This window comes from Alicycliphilus denitrificans K601 (assembly GCF_000204645.1).
GTDB classification, from domain to species: Bacteria; Pseudomonadota; Gammaproteobacteria; order Burkholderiales; family Burkholderiaceae_C; genus Alicycliphilus; species Alicycliphilus denitrificans.
In genome coordinates, this window is record NC_015422.1 from 1,160,005 (window position 1) to 1,175,518 (window position 15,514).

Consider the following 15,514-nt stretch of genomic DNA (forward strand, 5'->3'; position numbering starts at 1 on the left):
CTAATCGGCCTGCGACTGCAGGTAGTTCTGCAGGCCCATCTTGTCGATCAGGCCGATCTGCTTCTCCAGCCAATAGGCGTGGTCTTCCTCGGTGTCTTGCAGCTGGGCCCGCAGCATGTCGCGGCTCACGTAGTCGCTGTGGGTCTCGCACAGGGCGATGGCGGCCTTCAGGTGCGTGCGCACGCCGTACTCGGTGTCCAGGTCCTTGCGCAGCATCTCCGGCACCGTGGCGCCGGGCGTGAAGGCGTTCGGGCGCATGTCGGGCTCGCCCTCCAGCAGTAGGATGCGGCGCAGGATGGCGTCGGCGTGCTGCGTTTCTTCCTGCATCTCGTGGTCCATGCGCTCGTACAGGCGCACGAAGCCCTGGTGCTGGTACTGGCGCGAGTGGATGAAGTACTGATCGCGCGCGGCCAACTCGCCGCGCAGCAGATCCTTGAGGCAGTCGATGACGTCGGGGTGGCCTTGCATGGTGCTGATCTTTTCTGAATGTCGCGATCATTACAGTATGGCGCGCATCGATGGCCGACTCAAATATTGCGGCGGTACGCCTGCGGCACAATCCGCGCCATGCTGATGTACCCGCATATCGACCCCGTGGCCCTGCAGATCGGGCCCGTGGCCGTCCACTGGTATGGCCTGACCTATCTGGCCGGTTTCGCGCTGTTCATGTTCCTGGGGCTACGCCGCCTGCGGCACGAGCCCTATGCGTCGCTTGCGGGTGAGCAGGCGTGGACGCGCAAGGACGTGGAGGACATCCTGTTCCTCGGCGTGCTCGGCGTGGTGGTGGGCGGGCGACTGGGCTACTGCCTGTTCTACAAGCCGGGCTACTACCTGACCCACCCGCTGGAGATCCTCTACGTGTGGCAGGGCGGCATGAGCTTCCATGGCGGACTTCTGGGCGTGGTCGCGTCCATGCTGTGGTTCGCGCATTCGCGGCGCAAGCCCTGGCTGCAGGTGGCCGACTTCGTGGCGCCCTGCGTGCCCACGGGGCTGGCGGCGGGGCGCATCGGCAACTTCATCAACGGCGAGCTCTGGGGGCGCTTCAGCGCGCCCGATCTTCCCTGGGGCATGGTGTTCCCGCAAAGCGGCTCCATGCTGCCGCGCCACCCGTCGCAGATCTACCAGTTCCTGCTCGAAGGGCTGCTGCTGTTCACGCTGCTGTGGCTGTACGCGCGCCGCCCGCGCAGGCGCGGCGAGGTGGCGGCGGCCTTCCTCGTGGGCTATGGCGCGCTGCGCTTCACGGCCGAGTATTTCCGCGAGCCCGACAGCTTCCTGGGCCTGCTGTCGCTGGGCATGAGCATGGGGCAGTGGCTGTGCGTGCCGATGATCGTGGCCGGTGCGGGGCTGTGGATCTGGGCCCGGCGGCAGCCCGCCGGTTCATAGTCAAATCGGCCTCCAGCGCTTGCCGGGCAATCGCTGGCAGCTATGCTTTTTTGAAATCCGTGGCTTGATCCATACGGGCTAGGTGTAACCACCCATCGCCGCCAGGGGTTCTTCCTGCATAATTACAGAAAATTATGTGAAATCACGCTATTTCGCTTCATTTTGCCTGCCGTTGATGGATAGATAGATAGCCTTCCGATTCATAGCTATGCGCTCCGTTGCCAACTCACTGCACGACCAGGCCGCCGAGATGCTGCGCGGGCTGATCTTCGCGGGCGAGCTGGCGCCGGGCACCTTCCTGGACGAGGCGGCGCTGTGCGAGCGCCTGGCCGTGTCGCGCACGCCGCTGCGCGAGGCGCTCAAGGTGCTGGCGGCCGAGGGGCTGGTGCGCCACGAGCCGCGCCGCGGCTGCTTCGTGGCCGAGATCACCGAGCGCGACGTGCAGAAGATCTTCCCCGTGATCGCGCTGCTGGAGGGCCGCGCCGCCTACGAGGCCACCGAGCGCGCGGCCGCAGCCGACATCGCCGCGCTGGAGGTGCTGCACCAGCGCCTGCGCGAGCATGCCGAGGCCGGCCGCATCACCGAGTACTACGAGGTCAACTACGCCATCCACGAGGCCTTCATCACCCTGGCCGACAACCACTGGCTCGCCCAGACGATAGGTGGCCTGCGCAGGATCCTGCGCCTGGCGCGGCACCAGACGCTGCACGTGCCGGGCCGCCTGCGCCAGAGCCTGTCGGAGCATCTGGCGATGTTCGACGCGCTCAAGCGCGGCGACGCCGCGGCCGCCGAGGCGTCGATGCGCAACCACCTCATGGCCCAGCGCGACGCATTGAACGCGCTGGCACGCAATTCCCCCTCGCGCATAGCACCATGAACGCAGCCACCACCTGGATTTCGCGCAGCGTCGACCGCCTGCGGCCCGGCGCCGACAAGAAGGAGAAGGAGCCCGCCGCCGAGCGCTCCACCCACGAACGCCTGCAGGCCTCCCTGCGCAAGAGCGGCGAGGCCTTGTCGCCGCGCGCGCTGCGCCGCATGCTGGCCGACCTGCAGGACGTGGTGGCCCCGCGCGTGAGCGAGATCGAGGGCGGCCGCCGCGCCCAGGCCGTGGCCGACTGGTACGCCGGGGCCGAGCCTGCGGAGCGGCGCGACATGTGGCTGCTGATGTGCGAGCAGTTCGCGCCCGACGCCACGCGCTTCAAGTCCGCCCAGCAGCGCTACGAGGCCGCCGCCGGCACGGCCGACGCGCCCCAGGCCGAGGCCCACCTGCGCCGCGCGCTGGTGTCGCCGCGCACGCGGCTGCTGCAGCGCTTCGCCGTGTTCCCCGATGGCATGCGCTTCCTGGTGGACCTGCGCGCCGAGCTGCTGCCGCTGCTCAAGAGCGACAAGCGGCTGCTGCCGCTGGAGGCGGAGCTCGAGCAGCTTTTCGCCACCTGGTTCGACGTGGCCTTCCTGGAGCTCAGGCGCCTGTCGTGGGACTCGCCCGCCTCGTTGATCGAGAAGCTCATCAAGTACGAGGCGGTGCATGACATCCGCAGCTGGGCGGACCTGAAGAACCGCCTGGACAGCGACCGGCGCTGCTACGGCTTCTTCCACCCCCGCCTGCCGAACGAGCCGCTGATCTTCGTGGAGGTGGCGCTCGTCAATGAGATCTCCGAAAGCATCACGCCGCTGCTGGACGAGTCGGCCGAGGCCGCCGACATCCAGCGCGCGACCACGGCCATCTTCTATTCGATCAGCAGCACCCAGACGGGGCTGCGCGGCGTGAGCTTCGGCGACTCGCTCATCAAGCATGTCGCGGAGACGCTGACCGAGGAGTTCCCGCGCCTGCGCACCTTCGCCACGCTGTCGCCCATTCCGGGCTTCCGCTCCTGGCTGGCCAAGCAGGGCGCGGCGCAGCTCGAGCGGCTCGACGAAAAGCAGCGGGTCGAGCTGGGCCGCGCCGTGGGCTTCATGCCGCCGCAGATCGCCCATGTGCTGGCCGCAGCCGACAAGGCGCTGGAGCTGCCCCCGAAGTCGCCCGTGCGCCAGCTGCTGCAGCAATGCGCGGCGCGCTACCTGGGCCGCGAGCTGCAGGACGGCAAGCCCCTGGACGCCGTGGCGCGCTTTCACCTGGGCAACGGCGCACGCGTGGAGCGGCTCAACTGGGCGGCCGACCCTTCGGCCAAGGGCATGAAGCAGTCCTTCGGCATGATGGTCAACTACCTGTACGACCTCAAGCGCATCGACAAGCACCGCGCGCTGCTCGAGGAGGGCAGGGTGCCCGTGTCGGGCGACATAGAAAGCCTGTGCGGCGATTGAATTGAAGCGCCAGCGCTTACATTTCCCCTGCCATAACCGATCAACCAGCAAGGAGACAAGGCAATGCAAGAGAGAGACGACACCCAGCGCTTCACGGACATGCCGCGGCGGCGCGACATGCTGCGCGCCGCAGGCGCGGCGGGCCTGGCAGCCGCCGCGGGTGGCGCCTGGGCGCAGGGTGCCAGCACCTGGCCTTCCAAGCCCGTGACCCTGATCGTGCCCTTCCCTGCGGGCGGCGGCACCGATGCCTTCGCGCGCCCGCTGGCCGCGCAGTTCTCCAAGAGCACGGGCAAGACCCTGGTGATCGACAACCGCGGCGGCGCGGGCGGCACCGTGGGCGCGAGCATCGCGGCCAAGGCGCATCCCGACGGCTACACGCTATTCATGGGCGGCGCGCACCACGTCATCGCGCCCTCGGTCTACCCCAGGCTCGACTACGACATCGAGAAGGACTTCGTCCCCCTGGCCCTGCTCGCCAGCGTGCCGCAGGTGGTGGTGGTCAACCCGCGCAACGTGAAGGCCAACACCATCCAGGAGCTCCTGGCCATGGTCAAGAGCAGTCCCGGCAAGTTCAACTACGCATCGGCCGGGTCGGGCAGTTCGCACCACCTGGCGGGCGAGCTGTTCAAGATCCAGACCGGTACCTTCATCACCCACATCCCCTACCGCGGCGCGGGCCCGGCGCTGCAGGACCTGATCGGCGGCAACGTGGACATGATGTTCGACGGCCTGGGCTCCTCGGCCGGGCACATCAAGGGAGGGCGCATCAAGGCGCTCATGGTCGCGGGCTCCAAGCGCAACCCGGCCTTCCCCGACGTGCCCTGCGCCGCCGAGGTTGGCCTGCCCGACTACAACGTCAGCACCTGGTACGGCCTGTGGACGCCCAAGGGCACGCCGCCCGACGTGCAGGCGCGCATCGTCGAGGAGATCCGCAAGCTCGGCGCCTCCGACGAGATCAAGGCCATCTGGGCCGGCAACGGCGCCGAGTTCGGCACCCTGAGCCCGCAGGACTTCGGCAAGATGATCGGCAGCGAGGTCAAGCGCTGGGCGCAGGTGGTCAAGGCGTCGGGCGCCAAGATCGAGTGACGGTGCGCCATGGCGGGTGAAGTGGTGGCGGCCCTGGCCGCGCTGGAGGGGCCTGACCGGGGCATCGTGCGCGTCGCGCTGCGCAGCGAAGGGCGCCTGAACGCCATGTCGCGCGCCATGTGGCGCCAGCTTTGCTCCGTTTTCGAGAGCGTCCAGCGCAGTGCGGATGCGCGCTGCGTGCTCATCGAAGGAGAGGACGGCGCGTTCTGTGCGGGCGGCGACATTTCCGAGTACCCGGCGTTCCGCTTCGACCCAGCGAGCCTGCGCGACTTCCACGAGAACGACGTCTGGGGCGGCCTGTCGGCGATGCTGGCCTGCGACGTGCCCATCGTCGCGTGCATTGACGGCGCCTGCATGGGCGCGGGCGTGGAGATCGCGAGCTGCTGCGACATCCGCATCGCCGCCACCGGTGCGCGCTTCGGCGCGCCCATCGCCCGGCTGGGCTTTCCCATGGCGCCGCGCGAGGCCCGGCTCGTGGCCGGCGCCGTGGGCGAGACCACCGCGCGGCAGATGCTGCTGGAGGCAGCCACCTTCAGCGCCGCCGAGATGGCGCAGCGCGGCTTCCTGAGCCGCGTGGTGGAGCCCGCGCTGCTGCGCGCCCAGGCCCTGGGGACGGCCCGGCGCATCGCCGCGCTCGCGCCGGGCGCGGCGCGGCTCAACAAGCAGACCCTGCGCGCATTGAAGGCACAAGACATGCCGAAAACGCCTGTGCATCAAGCACAGACAGCTATCGATACGGTAGCAAACCCCGATCCCTATGCCTACGCGGCGAGTGCCGAGCACCGCGAAGGCATTGCCGCATTCCTCGACAAACGACCTCCCAACTTCTGAGACAGCACCCATGCAATCCGACAACCTGTTCAGCGCGCTGCGCGCAGCCTTCCCGTCCGACCTGGACCAGATCGCCGTCGAGGCCGCATCGGCCAGCGGCGAGCCGCTGCTCTACACCTGGCGTGACCTGGACCGCGCCAGCGCCCGCATCGCCAACCTGCTGGCCTCGCTCAAGCTGCCCGAGGGCAGCCGCATCGCCGTGCAGGTGGAGAAATCGGTCGAAGCCATGCTGCTGTACCTGGCCACGCTGCGCGCGGGCTACGTGTTCCTGCCGCTGAACACCGCCTACCAGAGCGCCGAGATCGAATACTTCGTCGGCAACGCCGAGCCCGCCGTGGTCGTGTGCACGCCGGGCAACTTCTCCTGGGTGTCCAGGATCGCCTTCACCGCGGGCACGCAGCACGTGTTCACGCTGGGCGATGACCGCACGGGCACGCTGCTCGAGCGCGCCGCGCACTTCGGCGACGAGCACGCGCCCGCCGTCCGCAAGGCCGACGACCTCGCCGCCATCCTCTACACCAGCGGCACCACCGGCCGCAGCAAGGGCGCGATGCTCACGCACGGCAACCTGCTGTCCAACGCGCGGGTGCTCAAGGACTACTGGGGCTGGAAGCCGGGCGACGTGCTCATCCACGCGCTGCCCATCTTCCACGTGCACGGGCTGTTCGTCGCGATCCACGGCGCGCTGATCAACGGCAGCAGGATGATCTGGATGGCCAAGTTCGACCCCAAGGCCGCGATCGCCGCCATGCAGCGCGCCACGGTGTTCATGGGCGTGCCCACGCTCTACGTGCGCATGCTGGCCGAGCCGGCGCTCACGAAGGCCGCCGTGAGCCACATGCGCCTGTTCATCTCGGGCTCGGCGCCGCTGCTCATCGAGACCTTCAAGGAATGGCAGGACCGCACGGGCCACACCATCCTGGAGCGCTACGGCATGAGCGAGACCATCATGCTCACCTCCAACCCCTGCACGGCCGACGCGCGCCACGGCGGGCAGAGCGAGCGGCGCGGCGGCACCGTGGGCTTTGCGCTGCCCGGCGTGGGCCTGCGCGTGGTGGACGACGCGGGCAAGGAGGTGCCCGTGGGCGAGATCGGCAACATCCAGGTCAGGGGCCCCAACGTGTTCAAGGGCTACTGGCGCATGCCCGAGAAAACCAAGGAAGAGTTCAGCACCGACGGCTGGTTCAAGACCGGCGACGTGGGCGAGGTGGACGAGCGAGGCTACGTGAGCATCGTAGGCCGCAGCAAGGACCTGATCATCAGCGGCGGCTACAACGTCTACCCGGCCGAGATCGAGGGCTACATCAACGAGATGCCCGGCGTGGCCGAGAGCGCCCTGGTGGGTGTGCCGCACCCCGACTTCGGCGAGGTGGGTGTGGCCGTGGTGATCCCCAGGCCCGGCGTGGCGCTGGACGGCGAGGCGATCATCGCGCAGCTCAAGAGCCAGCTCGCCAACTTTAAGATCCCCAAGCGCTGCTTCGTCGCCACCGAACTGCCGCGCAACACCATGGGCAAGGTGCAGAAGAACCTGCTGCGCGAACAGTACAAGGGCCTGTTCGCCTGAACCGGGGGCGCTTCCCTCATCAAGGCAAAAAGGCGACCGAGGTCGCCTTTTTGCTTTTGAACGATAGCTGCAGACGCTCGCCCAGCAAGCGTTGCAGATCGATTGACGCTTAACGCAGCACCAGCACCGGAATGTGCGAGTGCGTCAGCACGTGCTGCGTCTCGCTGCCAAGCAGCAGGCGCTTGAGGCCCTTGCGGCCATGCGATGCCATGACGATCAGGTCGCAGTTGTGCTTCTTGGCGGCCGCGATCACGGCCTCGGCAACCAGGTCGGACTTCGCCACCACGGCCTTGACGCTCACGCCTTCGTTCGAGCCGCGCAGCTTGACCTTGTTGACCAGTTCCTGGGCTGCGTCGCTCCACTGCTTTTCGATGCGCTTGACCTCGGCGGCGTCCACGGGCAGGCCGCCATCGAAATAGCTGCGCGGATAACGCGGTACCACCTTGAGTGCAATCACCGATGCGCCCGTCAGTCCTGCCAGTGACAGGCCGGTTTGAACGGCTGTTTCCGACAGGGGGGACCCGTCGGTGGCGATCAGGATGCGTTTGTACATAGGGTTCTGCTCCTCATGGCTGGTTGCGATTGATAGGAAGCATAGGATAGCGCAAGGGTTTGATCTTGATTCAGGTCAATGAATCCATTGCGCGGAATAGGTAATCTTGGACCTATGTCAAATGATTCTGCCGGTCCATGGGCGGCTGCTTCGAGCGTGGCCATGTCCGATGCGACGGCGCTGCTGGATGACCCGCAGGAGTGGTCCGCCTTCGGCCGGCTGTGCGGCGCCGCGACCGAAGGGGAGTTGCCGGCGGATGGGCGGTGGGAGTCCCATGTCGTGCTCGAAGGCATGCACTGCGCGGCCTGCGCCCTGACCATCGAGGATGCGCTGCGCCAGGTGCCCGGCGTGGCCGAGGCCGACGTGAGCGCCGCCACGCGCCGCGCACGCGTGGTGTGGAGCCCGGGGCAGGTCCTGCCCTCGCAATGGATGGAGGCGGTGCGCAAGGCCGGCTACCGCGCCATGCCCGCCATGGACGCCTTCGTCCGCGAGCAGCGCCAGCGCGAGAGCCGCCGCGCGCTGTGGCGCTGGCTGGTGGCGGGCTTCTGCATGATGCAGGTCATGATGTACGCATGGCCCGCCTACCAGGCCATGCCCGGCGACCTGACCGCAGAGATGGAGCAGCTGCTGCGCTGGGCCTCGTGGGTCATCAGCCTGCCCGTGGTGCTGTTCGCCTGCGGGCCGTTTTTCTCCAGCGCGCTGCGCGACATACGCCAGCGCCGCGTGAGCATGGATCTGCCCGTGGCGCTGGGCATGCTGATCACCTTCGTGGTGAGCATGATCGGCACCTTCGATCCCACGGGGCCGTTCGGGCGCGAAGTGTATTACGACTCGCTCACCATGTTCGTGTTCTTCCTGCTCACCGGCCGCTGGCTGGAGCTGCGCCTGCGCAACCGCACGGCCGGCGCGCTCGAGGCCGTGATGAACCGGCTGCCCGACAGCGTCGAGCGCCGCACCGCGGAGGGCGGTTTCGTGCGCGTGGCCACGCGGCGGCTGCAGGTGGGCGACGTGGTGCGGGTGCTGCCCGGCGAGGCCTTCCCGGCCGATGGGCGCATCCTTGCCGGCAGCACGCAGGCCGACGAGGCCTTGCTGACAGGCGAATCCACGCCTGTGGGCAAGTCGCCGGGCAGCACGGTCACGGCGGGCAGCCATAACCTGCGCTCCGCAGTGGAAGTGGCGGTCGACGCCCTGGGTGCGCAGACGCGCTTCGGACAGATCGTGGCGCTGATGGAAGCCGCTTCGCTGCAGAAGCCCCGCCTGGCCCAGTTGGCCGACCGGGTGGCGCGCCCCTTCCTTGTGGGGGTGCTGCTGGCGGCGCTGCTTGCGGCCGTCTGGTGGTGGCCCACCGACCCCAGCCATGCGCTGATGGTGGCCGTCGCAGTCCTGGTGGTCACCTGCCCCTGTGCGCTGTCGCTGGCCACGCCGGTGGCCATGCTCACCACCGCGGGTACGCTGGCGCGCGGCGGCGTGCTGGTGCGCAACCTGCAGGCGCTGGAGGCGCTGGCCACCGTGGATACGGTGGTGTTCGACAAGACGGGTACGCTCACGCATGACCGCATGGCGGTGTCCGGGACGCGGGTGGCACCGGGCGCCGGGTTGACTCCGGAGCAGGCCCTGGGCCTGGCGGCCATGCTGGCCCGGCATTCATTCCACCCCGTGTCGCGCGCCTTGGTCGCCGCGGCGGCGGAAACGGAGAAGCCGAGCCTGCCCTGGACCCTGGATGAAGTCCAGGAACTGCCGGGGGCAGGGCTGCAGGCCCGGGCCTGGCAGATGGGGCAGCAGGAGGTAATTCTGCGCCTGGGATCGGCCGCCCATGCGCGCGTGGCGCCGATGGAAGGGCAGCAGGTGGTGCTGTCGGCCGAGCGTGCGGGGCAGGTCGCCGAACTGGCGCGCTTTGCCTTGAGCGAGGCGCTGCGCCCCGAGGCCGCCTCCGTGGTGCGGCAGCTTCGCTCCGCGGGCATCGATGTGCAGCTGCTCTCGGGCGACCGCAGCGCGGCGGTGCAGGGCGTGGCCGCCCGTGCGGGCATCGACGTGGCGCATGGCGACTGCACGCCCCAGGACAAGCTGCAGCGCCTGCAGGCCCTTCAGGCCGGCGGCCACTGCGTGGCCATGGTGGGTGACGGGTTGAACGACGGTCCGGTGCTGGCGGGCGCGCATGCCTCGTTCGCATTCGGCAAGGCTGTGCCGTTGGCGCAATCCCGTTCTGACATTGTTGTTTTAGGTGACAATCTCGCCCCGGTGGCCCTGACCCTGCTGCTGGCACGGCGTACTTTGCGCATCGTGCGCCAGAACTTGTGGTGGGCTGCCGGATACAACGCCGTTGGCGTTCCGTTGGCCATCGCGGGATACATGCCGGCCTGGCTGGCAGGCCTGGGTATGGCGCTCAGTTCGCTGCTGGTGGTGATGAATGCGGCGCGCCTGGCGCGCATTCCTGGCGGCGATGCCGTTGCCATTTCGCAACCGGCGCATTCCACGCCCATGCCTGTAGAGGTGGCCTGACCATGGACATTCTGTATCTGCTGATTCCGCTGTCTGTCGTGCTCGTGCTGTTCGTGCTGGCCGGCCTGTGGTGGGCTGTCTATCGGGGACAGTTCGAAAACATCGATCAAGAGGGGGAGCGCATTCTGAGGAATGATTGACGCTGGTCAATAACCACAATGCGAGTCCGGTTGAAACTTTTTCTGCATATCAACGAGGTGTAACCGATGGAGTCATCACAAACAAAAGTTGCGCACTACGACGATACCGTCGTGCGCCAATTCACGATCATGGCCGTGGTCTGGGGGGTGGTGGGCATGCTGGTCGGCGTGTTCATCGCAGCACAGCTGACTTGGCCCGAACTGAATTTCGGCATTCCATGGCTGAGTTACGGGCGCCTGCGCCCGCTGCACACCAATGCGGTGATCTTCGCCTTCGGCGGTTGCGGCCTGTTCGCCACCAGCTACTACGTAGTGCAGCGCACCAGCCAGGCGCGGCTGTTCATGCCTAAGCTGGCCAGCTTCACCTTCTGGGCCTGGCAGGCCGTCATCGTGGCCGCCGCCATCAGCCTGCCGTTGGGCTACACGTCGGGCAAGGAATACGCCGAGTTGGAATGGCCGATCGACATCCTGATCGCCGTCACCTGGGTCAGCTACGCCATCGTGTTCTTCGGCACGGTGGGTACGCGCAAGGTCAAGCACATCTACGTGGCCAACTGGTTCTTCGGCGCCTTCATCATTGCCGTGGCCCTGCTGCACATCGTCAACAGTGCCGCTATTCCCGCGGGCTGGATGAAGAGCTATTCCGCCTACGCCGGCGTGCAGGACGCCATGGTCCAGTGGTGGTACGGCCACAACGCCGTGGGCTTCTACCTGACCACGGGCTTTCTGGGCATGATGTACTACTTCATCCCCAAGCAGGCCGGCCGCCCGGTGTACAGCTACCGCCTGTCCATCGTGCACTTCTGGGCGCTGATCTTCACCTACATGTGGGCCGGTCCCCATCACCTGCACTACACCGCGCTGCCCGACTGGACGCAGTCCGTGGGCATGGTGTTCTCGCTGATCCTGCTGGCGCCCAGCTGGGGCGGCATGATCAACGGCATGATGACCCTGTCGGGCGCCTGGCACAAGCTGCGTGACGACCCCATCCTGCGCTTCCTGATCGTGTCGCTGTCGTTCTATGGCATGTCCACCTTCGAGGGCCCGATGATGTCGATCAAGACCGTCAACGCCCTGTCGCACTACACCGACTGGACCGTGGGCCACGTGCACTCCGGTGCCCTGGGCTGGGTCGGCCTGATCACCATGGGTTCGCTGTACTACTTGGTGCCGCGCCTGTTCGGCAAGGACAAGATGCACTCCATCAAGGCCATCGAACTGCACTTCTGGATGGCGACGATCGGCATCGTGCTCTACATCGCCGCCATGTGGATCGCCGGCGTGATGCAGGGCCTGATGTGGCGCGCCGTCAACACCGACGGCACGCTGACCTACACCTTCGTCGAAAGCGTCAAGGCCACCTATCCGTTCTATGCCATCCGGTTCTTCGGGGGCCTGCTGTATCTGTCCGGCATGGTCCTGATGGCCTGGAACGTATGGATGACTGCGATTTCTGGTCGTGCCGTCAAGGTGGCCATTCCGGCTGTGAAGGCCGCGCACGCTTGAAGGTTCAGGAGCCAGATATATGTCCAATACACAGAACAACACTTCGTCCGGCTTCACCCACGAGAAGGTCGAGACCAGCAACTTCCTGATGATCGTCCTGATCCTCCTGGTGGTTGCCATTGGCGGCCTGGTGGAAATCGTGCCGCTGTTCTTCCAGAAGTCCACCACGGAAGCCGTGCAGGGCCTCAAGCCCTACACCCCGCTGCAGCTGGCTGGGCGCGACATCTATGTACGCGAGGGCTGCTACAACTGCCACTCGCAGATGATCCGCCCCTTCCGCGCGGAAACGCTGCGCTACGGCCATTATTCGGTGGCCGGTGAATTCGTCTACGACCACCCGTTCCAGTGGGGTTCCAAGCGCACGGGCCCGGACCTGCACCGCGTGGGCGGGAAGTACAGCGACGAATGGCACCGCATCCACCTGAACAATCCGCGCGACGTGGTACCCGAGTCGAACATGCCGGCCTATCCGTGGCTGGAAAAGACCCAGCTCGATCCCGCCGTTTCCGCTCCGCACATGAAGGCGCTGCGCACCGTGGGCGTTCCCTACACGGACGAGGAAATCGCCGGTGCGGCCGAGCAAGTCAAGGGCAAGACGGAAATGGATGCCCTGGTCGCCTACCTGCAGGTACTGGGCCGCACGCTCAGGTAACAACAAGAGGAGTAGTGGCCATGGACATCACCACCATGCGTATTGTGGTCACGCTGGCATCGCTGGCGTGTTTCGTGGGCATCTGGTTCTGGGCGTTCATGCGCCGCAACAAGACCCGGTTCGAGGAGGCGGCGCAGCTGCCCTTCACCGAGGACTGAAGAACTCCTTAAAAGCAAAGAGATAACCCATGAGCGATTTCACCAGCAATTTCTGGTCCATCTATGTGGCCGGAATCACCATCATCGGCATCATTGGCTGCGGCCTGCTGCTTTGGATCACTTCCCGCAAGAAGGTCGAGGCGACGGCGGACAACACCACGGGCCACGTCTGGGACGAGGACCTGACCGAAATGAACAACCCCATGCCACGCTGGTGGATGTGGCTGTTCGTGCTGACCATCGTGTTCGGCTTTGGTTATTTGGTGGCGTATCCTGGCCTGGGCACGTTCAAGGGCCAGCTTGGCTGGACCCAACTGGGCGAGTACCAGCAAGAGGTGGAGAAGGCGAATACCGAACTGCAGCCTCTTTACGCGCGTTTTGCCAGCATGACTACCGAGGACATGGCGAAGGACCCCGCAGCCATGGCCATCGGCGAGCGCCTGTTCATGAACAACTGCGCGCAATGCCATGGCTCGGACGCGCGCGGCAGCAAGGGCTTTCCCAGCCTGGCCGATGGCGACTGGCTCCATGGCGGCGCGCCCGATGACATCCGCAAGACCATTCACGACGGGCGCGTGGGCGTGATGCCGCCCATGGCCGCCGCGGTCGGATCGCCCGAGGACGTGCGCAACGTGACGCATTACGTACTGAGTCTGTCGGGCAGCCCGCACGACTCGCTCAGGGCTTCGCTCGGCAAATCCAAGTTTGCGGCCTGCGCTGCCTGCCACGGCATGGACGGTAAGGGCAACGCGGCGCTGGGAGCCCCCAACCTGACGGATGACATCTGGCTGCACGGCTGGGGCGAGGCCGCCATCACGGCTATGATTAACAACGGCAAGACCAATGAAATGCCGGCACAGGCAGGTAAGCTGACCGACGCGCAGATCAACGTGCTGACGGCTTATGTCTGGGGCTTGTCCCACAAGGCCGGCGCTTCTCGCTGACGCCAGCTCTGCGGCCGGCTCCCTCACCGAGGGTGCCGGCCGTTTTGTTTTCTGGAAGTTGTACTTCCCCCACGAGATCCCATCATGAAGCCAGCCGAAGACAGGCCACGCAAGGTGATACCCATTACTCCTGTTGCAGCGGAGAGCCAGCAGCCTGAGACGGTGTCGCTTTACGAAGCCCAGAAGAAGATCTATCCCCGCTCCATCAGCGGTGTGTTCGCGCGCTGGCGCTGGGCGATGGTGTTCCTGACGCAGCTGGTCTTCTATGGCCTGCCCTGGCTGGAGTGGGGGCAGCGCCAGATGGTGCTGTTCGACCTCGGGGCGCGGCGCTTCTACATCTTCGGCCTAGTGCTGTACCCGCAGGACTTCATCTATTTGACCGGCCTGCTCATCATCTCGGCGCTGTCGTTGTTCCTGTTCACGGCAGTGGCGGGGCGGCTGTGGTGCGGATTCGCCTGTCCGCAGACGGTTTATACCGAGATATTCATGTGGATCGAGCACAAGATCGAAGGCGATCGCAGTGCCCGCATGCGCCTGGACAACGGGACGTGGACCTTCGAGAAGATCTGGAAGAAATCGCTCAAGCAGGTGATCTGGGTCGCTGTGGCCTTCTGGACCGGTTTCACGTTCGTGGGTTATTTCGTGCCGATCCGGGAACTCGGCGGCGAGCTGCTGGTGCTGCACGGCTCCTGGCAGATCTTCTGGGTGTTCTTCTATGGTTTCGCGACCTATGGCAATGCAGGCTATCTGCGCGAGCAGGTCTGCAAGTACATGTGCCCCTACGCGCGCTTCCAAAGCGCGATGTTCGACAAGGACACGCTGATCGTCACCTACGACCCCGAGCGAGGCGAGCCCCGCGGACCGCGCACCAAGAGCGTCGACTACAAGGCCAAGGGCCTGGGGGACTGCATCGACTGCACGTTGTGCGTGCAGGTCTGCCCTACGGGCATCGACATCCGCAATGGCCTGCAGTACGAATGCATCGGCTGCGGCCTGTGCGTGGATGCATGCGATACCGTGATGGACAAGATGAAATACCCGCGGGGGCTGATCCGCTTCTCCACGCAGAACGGCGTCAAGAACCACTGGACCCAGTCGCAGATGCTCAAACGCGTGCTGCGTCCGCGCGTGCTGTTCTATACCAGCGTGCTGATTGTGCTTTGCATCGGGATGCTCGCTAGCTTGGTGGTGCGCACGCCTCTCAAGGTGGACGTGGTGCGCGACCGCGCGGCGCTCTCGCGCATCGTGGCTGGGGGCAAGCTGGAGAACATCTACCGGCTGCAGATCATGAATGCCACCGAAGGGGCCCAGCGCTATGTCATCAGCGCGCGTGGGCTGCCAGGGCTGGAGGTGGCTTCCGAGTCCGAGGTCGATATCGGCCCTGCGGACTCCCGCTGGGTTGCTGTGCGCCTGCAAATCCCCTACGGGTCGGCGCCACCGGGCTCGCACACGGTGTATTTCGATATCCAGGCGCAGGGCAACAAAGGGCAGGTGGCGGAGAAATCCGTATTCCTCGTCCCGCGCTGAGGGCGCGGATCCGTACCGAGTTTTTGCATGGCCCCGGAAGGGGCACGGAGATCGTAACGATGTCGAAAGATGGACCAATGAATGCAGACCCCGAGCCGCAGCCCTGGTGGAGGTACGGCCATGTGTGGCTGATCATCGCAGGCCCGGTGATCGTGGTCATTGCCGGTTTCGTCACTCTTTGGCTTGCGCTTTCCCGGCCGGACCCCGTGCTGGCGGAGGACTACTACCAACGTGGCCTGGACATCAACAAGACGCTGAAGAATGCGGACTCTGGCATGACACCCGCAATGAAAGGGCGTAACCACGCCGCCACGCCCGCGCAGGACCAGCCGCGCTGAGGTCCTAAGGGGAATCAGGGAGACGATGGCAC

The 15,514-nt window shown here is 66.1% G+C and carries 16 protein-coding genes; 14 read left to right on the forward strand and 2 right to left on the reverse strand.

Features of this window, described 5'->3' with window-relative positions; translation table 11 throughout:
* Complete coding sequence (gene bfr, locus ALIDE2_RS05540; RefSeq protein WP_013520139.1) at nucleotides 1-468, reverse strand: bacterioferritin; 468 nt, start codon at nucleotides 466-468, stop codon at nucleotides 1-3.
* Nucleotides 469-567: 99 nt separating this feature from the next.
* Here bfr and lgt point away from each other — a divergent pair, with 99 nt between their 5' ends.
* From lgt to ALIDE2_RS05570, 6 genes are all read left to right on the forward strand, one after another.
* A complete protein-coding gene (lgt, locus tag ALIDE2_RS05545) occupies nucleotides 568-1,383 on the forward strand; it encodes a prolipoprotein diacylglyceryl transferase (protein WP_013520138.1) in 816 nt (271 codons plus the stop codon).
* 208 nt (nucleotides 1,384-1,591) lie between these two features.
* On the forward strand, nucleotides 1,592-2,260 hold the full coding sequence (locus ALIDE2_RS05550; protein ID WP_013520137.1) for a GntR family transcriptional regulator: 669 nt from the start codon (nucleotides 1,592-1,594) through the stop codon (nucleotides 2,258-2,260).
* On the forward strand, nucleotides 2,257-3,684 hold the full coding sequence (locus ALIDE2_RS05555) for a malonyl-CoA decarboxylase (protein ID WP_013520136.1): 1,428 nt from the start codon (nucleotides 2,257-2,259) through the stop codon (nucleotides 3,682-3,684). Before ALIDE2_RS05550 ends, ALIDE2_RS05555 begins: the two co-directional genes overlap by 4 nt.
* A gap of 63 nt (nucleotides 3,685-3,747) precedes the next feature.
* Nucleotides 3,748-4,770 (forward strand): Bug family tripartite tricarboxylate transporter substrate binding protein, encoded by a 1,023-nt coding sequence (locus ALIDE2_RS05560; RefSeq protein WP_013520135.1) that lies wholly within the window; start codon nucleotides 3,748-3,750, stop codon nucleotides 4,768-4,770.
* Nucleotides 4,771-4,779: 9 nt separating this feature from the next.
* A complete protein-coding gene (locus ALIDE2_RS05565; RefSeq protein WP_013520134.1) occupies nucleotides 4,780-5,601 on the forward strand; it encodes an enoyl-CoA hydratase/isomerase family protein in 822 nt (273 codons plus the stop codon).
* Between the two features lie 10 nt (nucleotides 5,602-5,611).
* Nucleotides 5,612-7,165, forward strand: a complete 1,554-nt coding sequence (locus ALIDE2_RS05570) for a malonate--CoA ligase (protein ID WP_013721596.1) — start codon at nucleotides 5,612-5,614, stop codon at nucleotides 7,163-7,165.
* A gap of 109 nt (nucleotides 7,166-7,274) precedes the next feature.
* On the opposite strand, the gene ALIDE2_RS05575 is transcribed toward ALIDE2_RS05570, so the two are convergent.
* Entirely contained in the window at nucleotides 7,275-7,718 is a 444-nt protein-coding gene (locus ALIDE2_RS05575) for a universal stress protein (RefSeq protein WP_013520132.1), read from the reverse strand.
* 162 nt (nucleotides 7,719-7,880) lie between these two features.
* On the opposite strand from ALIDE2_RS05575, the gene ALIDE2_RS05580 reads away from it, so the two are divergent.
* The 8 genes from ALIDE2_RS05580 to ALIDE2_RS05615 all read left to right on the forward strand — a co-directional run bounded on the left by ALIDE2_RS05580 (nucleotide 7,881) and on the right by ALIDE2_RS05615 (nucleotide 15,482).
* Entirely contained in the window at nucleotides 7,881-10,217 is a 2,337-nt protein-coding gene (locus tag ALIDE2_RS05580) for a heavy metal translocating P-type ATPase (RefSeq protein ID WP_013721597.1), read from the forward strand.
* Between the two features lie 2 nt (nucleotides 10,218-10,219).
* The gene (gene ccoS / locus ALIDE2_RS05585; RefSeq protein ID WP_013520130.1) at nucleotides 10,220-10,357 is read left to right on the forward strand and encodes a cbb3-type cytochrome oxidase assembly protein CcoS; all 138 of its coding nucleotides are present in this window, start codon (nucleotides 10,220-10,222) and stop codon (nucleotides 10,355-10,357) included.
* Between the two features lie 66 nt (nucleotides 10,358-10,423).
* Nucleotides 10,424-11,863: a cytochrome-c oxidase, cbb3-type subunit I gene (gene ccoN / locus ALIDE2_RS05590; protein ID WP_013520129.1), complete on the forward strand. Its 1,440-nt coding sequence runs from the start codon at nucleotides 10,424-10,426 to the stop codon at nucleotides 11,861-11,863.
* Between the two features lie 19 nt (nucleotides 11,864-11,882).
* Nucleotides 11,883-12,515: a cytochrome-c oxidase, cbb3-type subunit II gene (ccoO, locus tag ALIDE2_RS05595; protein WP_013520128.1), complete on the forward strand. Its 633-nt coding sequence runs from the start codon at nucleotides 11,883-11,885 to the stop codon at nucleotides 12,513-12,515.
* 20 nt (nucleotides 12,516-12,535) lie between these two features.
* Nucleotides 12,536-12,673 (forward strand): cbb3-type cytochrome oxidase subunit 3, encoded by a 138-nt coding sequence (locus tag ALIDE2_RS05600; protein WP_013520127.1) that lies wholly within the window; start codon nucleotides 12,536-12,538, stop codon nucleotides 12,671-12,673.
* 29 nt (nucleotides 12,674-12,702) lie between these two features.
* Nucleotides 12,703-13,617: a cytochrome-c oxidase, cbb3-type subunit III gene (gene ccoP / locus ALIDE2_RS05605; RefSeq protein ID WP_013721598.1), complete on the forward strand. Its 915-nt coding sequence runs from the start codon at nucleotides 12,703-12,705 to the stop codon at nucleotides 13,615-13,617.
* 84 nt (nucleotides 13,618-13,701) lie between these two features.
* Entirely contained in the window at nucleotides 13,702-15,144 is a 1,443-nt protein-coding gene (gene ccoG, locus ALIDE2_RS05610) for a cytochrome c oxidase accessory protein CcoG (protein ID WP_013520125.1), read from the forward strand.
* A 59-nt stretch (nucleotides 15,145-15,203) separates the two neighbouring features.
* Nucleotides 15,204-15,482 (forward strand): FixH family protein, encoded by a 279-nt coding sequence (locus ALIDE2_RS05615; RefSeq protein ID WP_013520124.1) that lies wholly within the window; start codon nucleotides 15,204-15,206, stop codon nucleotides 15,480-15,482.
* Nucleotides 15,483-15,514 lie beyond the last annotated feature (32 nt).

What these genes read in the sequence shown, in the direction of transcription:
- ccoO (WP_013520128.1), top strand. Translation starts at nt 11,883, where the DNA reads ATGTCCAATACACAGAACAACACTTCGTCCGGCTTCACCCACGAGAAG.
- ALIDE2_RS05565 (WP_013520134.1), top strand. Translation starts at nt 4,780, where the DNA reads ATGGCGGGTGAAGTGGTGGCGGCCCTGGCCGCGCTGGAGGGGCCTGAC.
- ccoN (WP_013520129.1), top strand. Translation starts at nt 10,424, where the DNA reads ATGGAGTCATCACAAACAAAAGTTGCGCACTACGACGATACCGTCGTG.
- ccoG (WP_013520125.1), top strand. Translation starts at nt 13,702, where the DNA reads ATGAAGCCAGCCGAAGACAGGCCACGCAAGGTGATACCCATTACTCCT.
- ALIDE2_RS05580 (WP_013721597.1), top strand. Translation starts at nt 7,881, where the DNA reads ATGTCCGATGCGACGGCGCTGCTGGATGACCCGCAGGAGTGGTCCGCC.
- ALIDE2_RS05575 (WP_013520132.1), bottom strand. Translation starts at nt 7,718, where the DNA reads ATGTACAAACGCATCCTGATCGCCACCGACGGGTCCCCCCTGTCGGAA.
- ALIDE2_RS05560 (WP_013520135.1), top strand. Translation starts at nt 3,748, where the DNA reads ATGCAAGAGAGAGACGACACCCAGCGCTTCACGGACATGCCGCGGCGG.
- ALIDE2_RS05600 (WP_013520127.1), top strand. Translation starts at nt 12,536, where the DNA reads ATGGACATCACCACCATGCGTATTGTGGTCACGCTGGCATCGCTGGCG.
- ALIDE2_RS05570 (WP_013721596.1), top strand. Translation starts at nt 5,612, where the DNA reads ATGCAATCCGACAACCTGTTCAGCGCGCTGCGCGCAGCCTTCCCGTCC.
- ALIDE2_RS05615 (WP_013520124.1), top strand. Translation starts at nt 15,204, where the DNA reads ATGTCGAAAGATGGACCAATGAATGCAGACCCCGAGCCGCAGCCCTGG.
- ccoP (WP_013721598.1), top strand. Translation starts at nt 12,703, where the DNA reads ATGAGCGATTTCACCAGCAATTTCTGGTCCATCTATGTGGCCGGAATC.
- ccoS (WP_013520130.1), top strand. Translation starts at nt 10,220, where the DNA reads ATGGACATTCTGTATCTGCTGATTCCGCTGTCTGTCGTGCTCGTGCTG.
- ALIDE2_RS05550 (WP_013520137.1), top strand. Translation starts at nt 1,592, where the DNA reads ATGCGCTCCGTTGCCAACTCACTGCACGACCAGGCCGCCGAGATGCTG.
- bfr (WP_013520139.1), bottom strand. Translation starts at nt 468, where the DNA reads ATGCAAGGCCACCCCGACGTCATCGACTGCCTCAAGGATCTGCTGCGC.
- ALIDE2_RS05555 (WP_013520136.1), top strand. Translation starts at nt 2,257, where the DNA reads ATGAACGCAGCCACCACCTGGATTTCGCGCAGCGTCGACCGCCTGCGG.
- lgt (WP_013520138.1), top strand. Translation starts at nt 568, where the DNA reads ATGCTGATGTACCCGCATATCGACCCCGTGGCCCTGCAGATCGGGCCC.